The following is a 12,810-nucleotide window of genomic DNA, read 5'->3' on the forward strand; positions in this document are numbered from 1 at the left end:
ACCAAGCCGTTTAAGATGCGATAGCGACAGACCTATGTTAATATGCCTATGGGCAATTGGTCTTACCAATTATAAAGATTTATCAGTAGCCGATAATCAAAGTAAGCGAATATTTGTCATCTTATCGGGTATCAATAGACAGACTTTTGGAGTGACGAGCGCTTCAAAATCCAGTTCCCATCATAGGGCGTCATCATGAAGGGAGCTTTATTTCAGGAATTAGCTATTGGCTTATACTCAGCATTGCTTAACGCTGATCGCCAATAACCTTTTATCTCAACCAGAAGGTATTAGTACGATGACCGACAAAACTGAACTGTTTGCCAACGCATGGGAAAGCTTTACTCCTGGCGATTGGAAATCTGAAGTCAATGTACGTGACTTTATCCAACAAAACTACGCGCCTTTTGAAGGCGACGAGTCCTTCCTCGCCGGTGCCACCGAAGCGACCACAAAATTGTGGGATAAAGTCATGGAAGGCATCAAACAGGAAAACCGTACCCACGCGCCTGTTGATTTCGACACTAAGATGGTTTCAACCATCACTTCCCACGACGCTGGCTATATCAACAAAGAATTAGAAACTATCGTTGGCTTACAAACAGATGCGCCGCTAAAACGCGCTATGTTGCCTAACGGTGGTATTCGTATGGTGGAAAGCTCATGCGCCGCCTACGATCGTGTACTGGATGAAGATGTTAAATACGTTTATTCAGAACTGCGTAAAACCCATAACCAAGGTGTGTTCGATGTTTACACCCCCGAAATTATGGCCTGTCGTAAATCAGGTATTTTAACGGGATTACCCGATGCCTATGGCCGTGGCCGTATCATTGGTGACTATCGCCGTGTGGCACTTTACGGTATCGATTACCTGATGAAAGATAAGTTTGCCCAATTTAGCTCACTGCAAGCGCAGTTCGAAGCGGGTGAAGAGTTATCTAACGTTATCCAATTACGTGAAGAAATTGCCGAGCAACACCGTGCATTAGGCCAAATGAAGAAAATGGCTGCCAAGTATGGCTTCGATATTTCTCGTCCAGCGACCAATGCACAAGAAGCGATCCAATGGACTTACTTCGGCTATTTAGCTGCAGTGAAGAGCCAAAACGGCGCTGCCATGTCATTAGGTCGTACCTCTTCATTCCTCGACATCTATATTGAACGTGATCTGAAAAATGGCACCTTAACTGAGCAACAAGCTCAGGAAATGGTTGACCATTTCGTGATGAAATTGCGTATGGTGCGTTTCCTACGTACCCCTGAATACGACGAATTGTTCTCAGGCGACCCGATTTGGGCGACGGAGTCAATCGGCGGTATGGGCTTAGATGGCCGTACGTTAGTGACGAAATCAAGCTTCCGTTTCTTGAACACCCTTTACACTATGGGTCCAAGTCCAGAGCCAAACATCACAGTATTATGGTCAGATAAACTGCCAATCGGTTTCAAAAAATATTGCGCCAAAGTGTCTATCGACACTAGCTCAATCCAATACGAAAACGATGACTTAATGCGTCCTGATTTCCAATCAGACGACTATGCAATCGCCTGTTGTGTGAGCCCTATGGTTGTGGGTAAACACATGCAGTTCTTCGGTGCTCGCGCTAACTTAGCGAAAACCATGCTGTATGCGATTAACGGCGGCGTAGACGAAAAACTGAAAATCCAAATTGCCCCTAAAGCAGACATGATCACAGACGAAGTGCTCCACTTTGATGATGTGATGAATCGCTTAGACGGTTTAATGGATTGGTTAGCGACTCAATATGTCACTGCACTGAACTCAATCCACTACATGCACGATAAGTACTCTTACGAAGCCGCGCTTATGGCGCTGCACGACAGAGACGTACGTCGCACTATGGCTTGTGGTATTGCGGGTTTATCTATCGCAGCCGACTCACTGTCTGCCATAAAATTCGCCACCGTAAAACCAGTGCGTGATGAAAACGGCATAGCAGTTGATTTCGATATCAGCGGTGACTATCCAAAATTTGGTAACAACGACCCACGTGTAGATGATATCGCCTGTGACTTAGTTGAACGTTTTATGGCGAAAATTCGTGACCGTAAAATGTATCGCAATGCGATCCCAACGCAGTCAATTCTGACCATCACCTCAAACGTGGTTTATGGTAAGAAAACCGGTAACACACCAGATGGTCGTCGTTCAGGTGCGCCATTTGCACCGGGTGCAAACCCTATGCATGGCCGTGATGAAAAAGGCGCAATCGCTTCTTTAACCTCAGTGGCAAAACTCCCATTTGCCCACGCTCAAGACGGTATTTCTTATACCTTCTCAATCGTGCCAAATGCGTTGGGTAAAGATGATGATGCTCGCCGTACCAACTTAGCGGCATTGATGGACGGATACTTCGACCACAATGACAAAAAAGAAGGTGGCCAACACTTGAACGTCAACGTGATGAACCGCGAGATGCTCGAAGATGCCGTTAAGCATCCAGACAAGTATCCACAGCTGACCATCCGAGTTTCTGGCTATGCAGTGCGCTTTAACTCACTGACACCAGAACAGCAACAAGATGTGATCACGCGTACATTCACAAAAGGTCTGTAAGCTAAATTAGTCAAGGCTGTAGTACACTGTGCTACAGCCTCACTTATTTTAACAGGAGTCACAATGGCAGTTATCGGTCGGATCCACTCGGTGGAATCCTTTGGCACAGTAGATGGTCCCGGCATACGGTTTATCACCTTTATGCAGGGCTGTTTAATGCGCTGCCAATATTGCCACAACCGTGACACTTGGGATCTTGATGGCGGAAAAGAAGTTCTGGTCGATGAGTTAATGAGTCAAATCTTAAGCTATCGGCCTTTTCTCGATGCCAGCAATGGTGGTGTTACGGCCAGTGGTGGTGAAGCCATTTTACAGGCCGAATTTGTCGCCGAATTATTCACGGCTTGTCAGCAAGAAGGTATTCATACCTGTTTAGATACCAATGGTTTTGTACGTAAATACACGCCAGTGATTGATGAGTTGCTCGACCATACTGACTTGGTTCTGCTCGACATCAAGCACATGGACGATGAAAAACATATTGAGTTAACCAAAGTCAGCAACCATAGAACACTGCAATTTGCGCAGTATTTAGCAGAGCGTAATCAAGCGACGTGGATACGTTATGTCGTAGTGGGCGGGTTTACCGACGATGAAGCATCGGCATTACAACTGGCCGAGTTTATCAAGCCCATGAAAAACATTGAAAAGGTAGAGTTACTACCCTATCACGAATTAGGTAAACATAAGTGGGAAGCCATGGGCGAAAGCTATCAACTCGATGGGATATCTCCCCCGAGTCGAGAAACCATGGAAAAGATCAAAGCGGTATTTGTCCAACAAGGGATTAACGCGATTTATTAATCCACAGTAATAGAAAAGCCAAAACGGATAACCGCGGCAACGGCCTAAAGTTCTTCCCAATAACTGGCATCTAAACGCTCAAAGGCTATTTTTAAAATCAGTGCCATATCGAGGTAACAGGCTTTAGCGCCTAACGTGTGGCAATTGATGCCCATGGATGACAACTTCGCACTCAACTGGTTAATCCAGTCGAACAGCGTTAACGGTAATGGATGGCGAGCTCGCCAGCCTAACCACAGCAGCCCCTGTAACGGTAAGCTGATGAAAAATAAACCGAGAGTGACAGCTTGGGGCAGAAATGCCCAACCGTGAATATACAGCTGGCTCATGCTCACAAAAATCGCCAGCACTGGCATCACCAGTATGGCGAGCTGAGTTGCTCGGACGACCCGATACTCAGGAAAATAAAAACCCAGTTGTCTAACCATAGGCCAAGTCTTCATATACTGATGACCATCACCTAAGGTTTTGAGGATCTTAATGCTCAATCTTAGACACCAACTACAATGGAATACTGCTCTTACCATAGCACAATCTGGCGAATCGCCCCAAGACTGATATGGTAAAAACACCGCAGTTCCTCATTATTTTGAATCGTTATATTAAACACAATGGCAAAGGGTTTACACATGTCAAATAAACTGGTTTTAGTTCTCAATTGCGGTAGCTCTTCTCTCAAATTTGCCGTCATTGACGCGCAAACAGGTGACGACCAAATTTCTGGCTTAGCCGAATGTTTTGGTTTAGAAGACTCTCGCATTAAATGGAAAATCAACGGCGAAAAACATGAAGCAGCCTTAGGTGCATTTACGGCTCACCGTGAAGCAGTTGAATACATTGTTAATAAAATTCTTGCGGAACAACCTGAATTAGCAGCAAAAATTCAAGCCGTTGGCCATCGTATCGTTCACGGTGGTGAGAAATTCACTCGCTCAGTGATCATCGATGAGAGCGTGATCAAAGGTATCGAAGACTGTGCTTCATTAGCCCCACTGCACAATCCTGCTCACCTTATCGGCATCCGCGCGGCAATGGCCTCTTTCCCTAAATTGCCACAGGTTGCTGTATTTGATACCGCTTTCCACCAAAGCATGCCAGACAGAGCTTATGTCTACGCCCTGCCTTACAAGTTATACCGTGAACACGGTATCCGTCGTTATGGCATGCATGGCACGAGTCATTTATTCGTTAGCCGTGAAGCGGCAAAAATGCTCAACAAGCCAATTGAAGAAACGAATGTAATCTGTGCTCACTTAGGCAACGGTGCATCAGTCACCGCCATCAAAGGCGGCAAAAGTGTCGACACTTCTATGGGCTTAACCCCATTAGAAGGTTTGGTCATGGGCACTCGTTGTGGCGATATTGACCCTTCAATCATCTACCACTTAGTTCATCAACTGGGTTACACCTTAGAAGAAGTGAATAACCTGATGAACAAGCAAAGTGGTCTGCTGGGCATTTCCGAGCTGACTAACGATTGCCGCGGCATCGAAGAAGGTTACGCAGACGGTCATAAAGGCGCGACCTTAGCCTTAGAAATCTTCTGCTACCGCTTAGCCAAGTACATCGCCTCTTACACTGTGCCACTGGGCCGTTTAGATGCAGTCGTCTTCACCGGTGGTATTGGTGAAAACTCAGATTTAATCCGTGAAAAAGTGCTCAACATGCTGGAAATATTCAATTTCCATGTCGATAGTGAGCGCAACAAAGCGGCGCGTTTCGGTAAGAAAGGTATCATCACCCAAGATAAAGGCACGATTGCCATGGTGATCCCAACGAACGAAGAATGGGTTATCGCCGAAGATTCCATTAAACTTATCAACAAATAAAAAGACCTAAGCCGTTTGCTCACCCAAACGGCTTTATACCTTACGTAGCCGTACTCACAAGCAAATTTGCAGAAACTCTTCTGCCAAAAACCATCGAAACTAGAGGTTTTTATGTCTCGTAATATTATGTTAATCCCCATAGGTACCGGAGTCGGCCTGACCTCCTTAAGCCTTGGGATGGTGCGCGCACTGGAGCGCCACGGGGTTAAGGTTCAGTTCTTTAAGCCTATTTCTCAGCTTCGTCCAAACGATAATGGCCCAGAACGCTCGACCACTATTCTGAGCAAATCGCCAACAGTAAATCCCTTAGAGCCCTTCGACATGGCCCATGCCGAAGCCTTAATCCGCGCCGACCAAATCGACGTCTTAATGGAGCAAATCATTGCCCGTGCGGCCGATTGCGCTAGCAACACAGAGACCTTAATTGTCGAAGGTCTAGTACCAACGCGTAATCATCCCTTCGCCGATGATGTGAACTATGCCATCGCTAAAGCTATGGATGCCGACGTGATTTTTATTGCCACACCAGGCAGTGATACGGCCACAGGGCTAATGAATCGCCTCGAAATCGCCTATAACTCTTGGGGCGGAAAAAAGAATAAACGCCTGATTGGTGCTGTGATCAACAAGATTGGTGCCCCCGTTGACGACGAAGGTCGCGCGCGCCCAGATCTATCTGAAGTCTTTGATCACCAAGGTGTTCAACGCTCAGATGCGGCCAGCATGTTCCAACTGCCGGGTAAGAGCCCACTGCGCATTTTAGGCAGCGTGCCCTACAATCTTGATCTTGTTGCACCTCGTGCATCGGATTTAGCGAAACATTTAAGTGCACGCATTCTGAATGCTGGCGAAATGCATACCCGCCGTCTGCGTAAAGTAACGTTTTGTGCCCGCAGTATCCCGAACATGGTCACTCATATTAAGACTGACTCCTTGCTTGTAACCTCAGGCGACCGCTCAGATGTGATCGTATCAGCCTGTCTTGCGGCCATGAACGGCGTGAAAATTGGTGCCCTGTTATTAACAGGTAGCTACGAGCCGGAGCCAGAAATTCTTAAGCTGTGTGAGCAGGCCTTTGAAACCGGTTTACCTGTGTTCTTGATCGACAGTAACACTTGGCAAACCTCGCTCAACATTCAACGTTTCGACCATGAAGTACCCGTCGATGACGCTGTCCGTATCGATCTGGTGCAGGATTATGTGGCCAGCCACATCGACCAAACGTGGATTGAAAGCGTGACTAAAAACTCACCCCGTGAGCATCGCCTGTCACCACCGGCTTTCCGTTACAAACTCACGGAATTGGCGCGTGCCGCCCACAAGACTGTGGTGCTGCCAGAAGGTGATGAGCCGCGTACCATTAAAGCGGCGGCCATTTGTGCCGAACGCGGTATTGCTCGCTGTGTACTTTTAGGCAAAAAAGATGAAATCCTGCGTATCGCCGCACAGCAAGATGTGGTGCTTGGCGAAGGCGTGATCATTATCGATCCAGAAGAGGTGCGCGACCGTTACGTAGAACCTATGTTGGAACTGCGTCGCAGCAAAGGCTTAACTGAAGTCGTTGCCCGTGAACAGTTAGAAGACAACATGGTGCTCGGCACTATGATGTTGGCGCAAAACGAAGTCGACGGTATCGTTTCTGGTGCGGTTAACACCACAGCCAATACCATTCGCCCACCACTGCAATTGATCAAAACGGCACCGGGCTCAAGCTTAGTTTCATCCATCTTCTTTATGCTGATGCCAGATCAAGTGCTTGTTTACGGTGACTGTGCGATTAACCCAGATCCCAATGCTGAGCAGTTAGCAGATATCGCCATCCAATCGGCAGAATCAGCAAAAGCCTTCGGTATCGAGCCAAGAGTGGCAATGATCAGCTACTCAACTGGCAACTCAGGTACAGGTTCTGATGTGGATAAAGTGCGTGAAGCAACCCGTATTGCCAAAGAAAAACGCCCAGATCTGATTATTGATGGTCCATTGCAATACGATGCGGCGGTTATGCCAAACGTTGCACGCTCTAAGGCACCTAATAGCCCTGTCGCTGGTCAAGCTACCGTTTTCGTGTTCCCAGACCTTAATACAGGCAACACGACTTACAAGGCCGTACAGCGAAGCGCCGATCTGATCAGTATTGGTCCTATGCTGCAAGGTATGCGCAAACCTGTGAACGACTTGTCTCGCGGCGCGTTAGTCGATGACATCGTCTACACTATCGCACTAACGGCAATTCAAGCCGCACAAAACGACGCAGCTAAAGGCTAACAGCATTAAATCTGCATAGCGTTACGCACAAAAAAGCACTGGTTATTACCGGTGCTTTTTTATGCTCAAATTTAGCGTAAACCATACCGTTGATCGCAAGAATCGCTTAATGGATAAGTCGAAATTACAAAAGATGAAGAAAAAACGAGAAATATCGAATTATGCAGTGTGAATAAGCTCGGCAAATTGCGAAAAATATCCACAAGTAGAAGTGGAACATAATGGAAAGCAGAAAAGCGTCACTTTTTAACCAGCAAATAAAGCAAGACAATATCAGTGACTTACAAAGTATCACTGAAGTCTTCAACATAGTTTTCCACAGTTTCTGTGGATAACCTTTTTATATGACTCCTAACTATATGCCACACACATGAGGTTTGAGTCAATGCTTTTCACAATAGACAGCAAATCACGACAAGACTTGTACATTACAGCTAAAATCGCGATACTCGGAACAAATTCCAATAACTAAAACTTATGCGAACTCTATTTTTTTTCTCCCTCCTGTTCCTCTTCGGTTGTGGCGATCCCTCAACGCAAGAGCAACGCCAGTTATCACCGGAAGAAGTGAGCTTAGGCTTTTTTAAAGCGATTTATGTTGATCGTAATGTTGAACAAGCCAAGCAATACGTCGACGATCCCATTAAACAAGTGCTCACCCATTACCACATTGTCGCAGCCGTACAGCGTAATATGCTCGGCCTATCTATGACCAATGTTGAAATGGAAATTGATGATATCGATATCGACTTCTTCCGCAAATTTACCAAAGACGTCATTGTTGTGGTCAAAATGAAAGGTCTTAAAGGTGGTCAACCATGGATTGATGACAGGACCATACGCCTACACAAAATTGGGAGCCAATGGATTATCGTCGAACTTCTGCCTGAAAAGCGCAAAGTTAACGGTTAACCCCCTTTCTTGCCTGCTTTCACCGCGCATACCTTGTCATACAATCATTCTGCTTACTTTCAGCCAAAAAAATAGCAACCCTAAGGTTGCTATTTTTTTGTGCTTGTTCTGTTATTTCCGACTCATAAGTACCGTCAGTTTAATCGTTATCGATTAAGCCTGGATCACTTCTTCTTCGCTTTCAGCAGGTAAAGACGTTAGTACATCGTCTTTCACTTGATAATAAGCATTTTCGTATTCATGAACTTCCATAACAACTCCTGCTTGATTGGGTAAGGTCGCAGAGGCTTGCCATTCTATGCTGACATTTTGCCTATGAGGAAAGGGATACATTCCGTGGGCGGGAGTATAACAAAGCAAAAGCCATAATTACAGAAAACTTTCAGTTTTGTACCGCCAAACATAGCATTTAAGGCTGGTTATCATTTAAATAGCTCACAATCAGTACTTCCACATGAAAGACTTTCACTTTCTACGAGGATATTGAGGCCATGCTGACGCCATTTCATCATTCGCTTTATACAAAAGCGATTAACAGAAATCGCTTACATAAAATGAATCTAGGGAATGCCATTAGATGTTCAGGGCAGGCTTTATGGTGAAATTTCCACCCTCAAACACTTAGACCAACATCAAGTCCGTAAAGTGATTAAAACCTATGGGCAATCGCAGCTATCTAAGCGATTAAGCTACTGAGTAATTAGTGACAGTGTAATAAGCGACAGTGTAGAAAGCTAAACACTCAACCTAAGCCGACAAAAAAGCCAGTTAATACTGGCCAGTTAAGCTAAATCAGGCCTAGGCTTGAGTCGATAAGCGGTAGCGAAGCACCTTAAGTGACTTCTCTTCCGACACATCCATAAAGGCTAGCGGATTGGCTAAGCGCTCTATGTATTCGAGTGCAGGTGCTGCTTCCGCTACCTGTTGACGCAGGAAAGCGGTATCGAGTTCAGGTGCATTTAGACACAGTAATACTTCGCCATTCTCGGCAAGCAACTCAGGTAAACGCCTAATTAAACGCACATAATCCTTAGTCGCTACAAAACTGCCCTTCTGATTGCTCGGTGGATCGGCAACAACAATGTCGTAGGGACCGAGCTTTTTCAGTTTGCCCCAAGATTTAAAAATATCATGGCCTAAAAAACGGGCCCCCGCGCTAAAGCCATTCAGCAAATGATTCTGTTTGCCTATGCCTAATGCGCCTTTGCTCATGTCCATATTCACGACTTCATCGGCGCCCCCTTGTAATGCCGCGACCGAGAAACCACAGGTATAAGCGAACAAATTAAGCACCTTTTTATAACGGGCGTTTGCTCTAACCCACTCGCGGCCATTGGCCATATCGAGGAAGAGTCCGTGGTTTTGTCCGCGCATTAGGTGCACCTGAAACCGTGCACCATTTTCGCTAACGATATGCGGCTCAGGCACTTCACCTTGCAATAATTGGGTAAACGTCTCCCCCGCACTACGGTATTGGTAGACTAAATTCAATTGGCTATCTGGCCTAATAGCTTGCCAGCGCGCTGCAATCGCCTGTTGGCAAAGGGTTAAATCCGTATCCTCCAAGGGAGTAAAGCTGGTCAGCAATAGCACTGGTGCAAACCAATCTAAACATAGGTGCTCACAACCCACGTAATGCCCACCGCGACCGTGGAATAACCGCACCGCATCATCACCTAACTCAATTGTCGCTAGCGCTTGTATAAAACTTTGCATCTTCTATTACTTACTCTCAGTTGCACTTGTATTGGCTTCATCGCCATCGGGAATTGAATTTTCCGCGTTACTGGCCACGAACTTATCTTCGATATCGTCCGATAATAAAATGGCTAACCAATTACCACTCTTACTCGATTCGAGGGCAATTTTAACCACCATAGTCAATGGCACTGACAGCAACATGCCCACAGAACCTAATAACCAGCCCCAGAAAATTAATGATAAAAACACCACTAAGGTCGATAACCCCAGACCGCGCCCCATAAATTTAGGCTCAATGATATTGCCCATCACCATGTTGGCACCCACGTACAAAAGTGCAGTTCCCCCCGCCGCCGCAGGGCCAAGCTGAATAAAGGCCAACAACACCGCTGGAATCGCGGCAATGATAGAACCAATATTGGGAATGTAATTAAACAGGAAAGCAATCACCGCCCATAACATGGCGTAATCCACGCCGATGAAGGTCAATCCCACACCGACGATGATCCCAGTAGCCAAACTCACTAAGGTCTTGATCACCATGTACTGATTCACAGATTGTAAAAAGCGGTCAATCTGCTTTAAGCGCATATCGGGATCGTCCAATGCCAGGTGCAATTTCTTTGGCAGCGACTGAGCTTCAAACAGCATAAAGACGATAGTGAGGATGATCAGAAATAAATTCGCCATCACATTGCCGACACCCGATAGCATATTCGTGGTCATAGACAAGGCCATACCTGGGTCAAAATAGGCTAATACCTGATCCTTCGAAATCTGAATATTTAATGCCTGTAATTTATGGATAATCCACGAAAACTGCTCCACCAGCTGATCGCGATATTGGGGCAATTGTTTAGAAAACTCATTGACAGAACTGCCGACGACTGAGGCTAACCATAGGCCCATCAACACAATAAAACCCATCAAGAGAATTACTGCCAGCCATTTAGGCACACGGAACTTTGTCATCAAACCGATTGCAGGATTACAAATCACCGCAAGAAAACTGGACAGCACAAACGGCACCACAATCGGGCTCGCCGCCTTAATCCCTGCCAAAATAATCACTACAAAGGCCATAACCGCAAAGCCACGATAAGCAGCAGAGGGCGCATTAGGTCGAGTCATTTATTAAAAATCCTTCTTGATCTTAGATAAAATTGTTAGGCTAACCCTTGAAACCACTTAACCTCAGAAACTTTAGCTTAAGATAGCCATTTGTCATTATGAAACCAGAAACCGCGATTATACGCATTAAAAACTTAAGACTTCGTACTTTTATTGGCATTAAAGAAGATGAAATCCAAAATCGCCAAGACGTGATCATTAATGTCGTGATCCATTATTGTGCCGAACGTGCCCGCAACAGTGACAATGTCGAGGATGCGCTCAATTACCGCACAATCACCAAAAAGATCATTGAACTGATTGAGAATAACCGTTTCTCATTACTCGAAAATCTCACCAGCCAAACGCTGGCCATCGCCAGTGAGCATCCTTGGGTTGAATTTGCCAGTGTCGAAATCGACAAGCCCCATGCACTACGCTTTGCCGATTCAGTCTCGATGGAGTTATGTTATCAAAAATAATCTGGCTAAAAATACTCCGACTAAGTGATCGTTGCACACCGCATTTTGGTATATATCCGCAGAGCTTAACCAATTAAGAGAGGTTCCATGAATATACTGATCACCGGCGCAAGCGGCTTTATTGGTCGCCAATTAGTCGAACGACTGGCGCCATATCATCAACTGACGTTATTAACTCGCTCAGTGCAACAAACACAAAAAGTGCTCGGCAATCAGCACCATTACCTCGAGAGTCTCGATGCGCTAAGCGACTTAAATCACATTGATGCCATTGTAAATCTTGCGGGTGAACCCATAGTCGCTAAACGTTGGAGTAAAAACCAGAAGCAACGCATTTGTGATAGTCGCTGGGATATTACGGCAAGATTAACTCAGCTAATACAACAGAGTAGCACTCCTCCTCAGATCATGGTGAGTGGTTCGGCAGTCGGTTATTACGGGCGGCACGATGATAAATTACTCGATGAGTCTAGTGGTGCCCATGTTGAGTTTAGCCATGATATCTGTCGAAAATGGGAGCAAGAGGCGCTAAATGCAACCTCAGAGCACACACGTGTCTGCATTATCCGTATTGGTATCGTGCTAGGTAAAGGTGGTGCCTTAGAGAAAATGTTACCGCCATTTAAACTCGGACTCGGTGGTCCAATTGGCCATGGACGCCAAGGTATGAGCTGGATACATGTACAGGATCTCATTTCCCTTATTGATTTTTTACTCACTCAACAACACTGTAAAGGCATATTTAATGCCACAGCACCCAATCCAGTGAGTAACGCTGTGTTTACCAAAGCGCTCGGAAAAGCACTTAATCGCCCAGCGTTAATCACGACCCCACCGCTTGCATTACGCTTAGCGATGGGCGAAATGTCGGAGTTGCTGACGGAAGGGCAATTTGTTTACCCCAAACGTGCCCTCGAAGCGGGTTTTCAGTTTCAATTCAGTGATCTCGATAACGCCTTAACAAACGTGTTAGCCAAATAGGCTAGCACGCTAGAGCCTAAACTCAGCTTAAATATGCTGATAAAATCAGTGGCTGATGCAGGCGGATCTTAGTACTCAAATCCGCTCAACAACTAGGTATATTGTAACGTCAATCTTGCCATTATTTTAGCAACACTAGAAAAAC

At 45.8% G+C, this 12,810-nt stretch carries 11 protein-coding genes; 8 read left to right on the forward strand and 3 right to left on the reverse strand.

The genetic code is table 11. The annotated features are described in order from the left end of the window. Positions 1–298 precede the first annotated feature (298 nt). Together pflB and pflA are read left to right on the forward strand one after the other, a co-directional pair. Entirely contained in the window at positions 299–2,581 is a 2,283-nt protein-coding gene (gene pflB / locus L5L91_RS13550; protein WP_263236864.1) for a formate C-acetyltransferase, read from the forward strand. 63 nt (positions 2,582–2,644) lie between these two features. Beyond that, positions 2,645–3,385, forward strand: a complete 741-nt coding sequence (gene pflA / locus L5L91_RS13555) for a pyruvate formate lyase 1-activating protein (protein ID WP_263163342.1) — start codon at positions 2,645–2,647, stop codon at positions 3,383–3,385. 44 nt (positions 3,386–3,429) lie between these two features. On the opposite strand, the gene yfbV is transcribed toward pflA, so the two are convergent. Further along, the gene (gene yfbV, locus L5L91_RS13560) at positions 3,430–3,873 is read right to left on the reverse strand and encodes a terminus macrodomain insulation protein YfbV (protein WP_081729091.1); all 444 of its coding nucleotides are present in this window, start codon (positions 3,871–3,873) and stop codon (positions 3,430–3,432) included. A gap of 141 nt (positions 3,874–4,014) precedes the next feature. Between yfbV and ackA the strand changes: the two genes are divergently transcribed. The 4 genes from ackA (at position 4,015) to L5L91_RS13580 (ending at position 9,087) form a co-directional block, all read left to right on the forward strand. Further along, positions 4,015–5,214, forward strand: a complete 1,200-nt coding sequence (gene ackA, locus L5L91_RS13565; RefSeq protein WP_107948097.1) for an acetate kinase — start codon at positions 4,015–4,017, stop codon at positions 5,212–5,214. 111 nt (positions 5,215–5,325) lie between these two features. Next, positions 5,326–7,479, forward strand: a complete 2,154-nt coding sequence (gene pta / locus L5L91_RS13570) for a phosphate acetyltransferase (protein WP_028760976.1) — start codon at positions 5,326–5,328, stop codon at positions 7,477–7,479. 477 nt (positions 7,480–7,956) lie between these two features. After that, a complete protein-coding gene (locus L5L91_RS13575) occupies positions 7,957–8,391 on the forward strand; it encodes a hypothetical protein (RefSeq protein ID WP_263163345.1) in 435 nt (144 codons plus the stop codon). A 567-nt stretch (positions 8,392–8,958) separates the two neighbouring features. Then, a complete protein-coding gene (locus L5L91_RS13580) occupies positions 8,959–9,087 on the forward strand; it encodes a hypothetical protein (protein ID WP_263236867.1) in 129 nt (42 codons plus the stop codon). Between the two features lie 102 nt (positions 9,088–9,189). Here the strand turns inward: L5L91_RS13580 and L5L91_RS13585 are convergent, their stop codons facing one another. Both L5L91_RS13585 and L5L91_RS13590 read right to left on the reverse strand, forming a co-directional pair. Further along, a complete protein-coding gene (locus L5L91_RS13585; RefSeq protein ID WP_131523541.1) occupies positions 9,190–10,107 on the reverse strand; it encodes a class I SAM-dependent methyltransferase in 918 nt (305 codons plus the stop codon). A gap of 6 nt (positions 10,108–10,113) precedes the next feature. Beyond that, positions 10,114–11,223: an AI-2E family transporter gene (locus tag L5L91_RS13590; protein WP_263163347.1), complete on the reverse strand. Its 1,110-nt coding sequence runs from the start codon at positions 11,221–11,223 to the stop codon at positions 10,114–10,116. A 98-nt stretch (positions 11,224–11,321) separates the two neighbouring features. On the opposite strand from L5L91_RS13590, the gene folX reads away from it, so the two are divergent. Both folX and L5L91_RS13600 read left to right on the forward strand, forming a co-directional pair. Then, positions 11,322–11,684 carry a dihydroneopterin triphosphate 2'-epimerase gene (folX, locus tag L5L91_RS13595; RefSeq protein ID WP_006082167.1) on the forward strand — a complete coding sequence of 121 codons (363 nt, stop codon included), beginning with the start codon at positions 11,322–11,324 and terminating at the stop codon, positions 11,682–11,684. Positions 11,685–11,771: 87 nt separating this feature from the next. After that, positions 11,772–12,665 (forward strand): TIGR01777 family oxidoreductase, encoded by an 894-nt coding sequence (locus L5L91_RS13600; protein ID WP_028760980.1) that lies wholly within the window; start codon positions 11,772–11,774, stop codon positions 12,663–12,665. Positions 12,666–12,810: the final 145 nt, after the last annotated feature.

Origin of the sequence: Shewanella sp. SM55, from assembly GCF_025654025.1 — a bacterium.
Classification (GTDB): domain Bacteria; phylum Pseudomonadota; class Gammaproteobacteria; order Enterobacterales; family Shewanellaceae; genus Shewanella; species Shewanella oncorhynchi.

Coding starts and splice junctions, on each gene's coding strand:
- ackA (WP_107948097.1), top strand. CDS start 4,015: ATGTCAAATAAACTGGTTTTAGTTCTCAATTGCGGTAGCTCTTCTCTC.
- folX (WP_006082167.1), top strand. CDS start 11,322: ATGAAACCAGAAACCGCGATTATACGCATTAAAAACTTAAGACTTCGT.
- L5L91_RS13575 (WP_263163345.1), top strand. CDS start 7,957: ATGCGAACTCTATTTTTTTTCTCCCTCCTGTTCCTCTTCGGTTGTGGC.
- L5L91_RS13600 (WP_028760980.1), top strand. CDS start 11,772: ATGAATATACTGATCACCGGCGCAAGCGGCTTTATTGGTCGCCAATTA.
- L5L91_RS13590 (WP_263163347.1), bottom strand. CDS start 11,223: ATGACTCGACCTAATGCGCCCTCTGCTGCTTATCGTGGCTTTGCGGTT.
- pflB (WP_263236864.1), top strand. CDS start 299: ATGACCGACAAAACTGAACTGTTTGCCAACGCATGGGAAAGCTTTACT.
- pta (WP_028760976.1), top strand. CDS start 5,326: ATGTCTCGTAATATTATGTTAATCCCCATAGGTACCGGAGTCGGCCTG.
- pflA (WP_263163342.1), top strand. CDS start 2,645: ATGGCAGTTATCGGTCGGATCCACTCGGTGGAATCCTTTGGCACAGTA.
- L5L91_RS13580 (WP_263236867.1), top strand. CDS start 8,959: ATGCCATTAGATGTTCAGGGCAGGCTTTATGGTGAAATTTCCACCCTC.
- L5L91_RS13585 (WP_131523541.1), bottom strand. CDS start 10,107: ATGCAAAGTTTTATACAAGCGCTAGCGACAATTGAGTTAGGTGATGAT.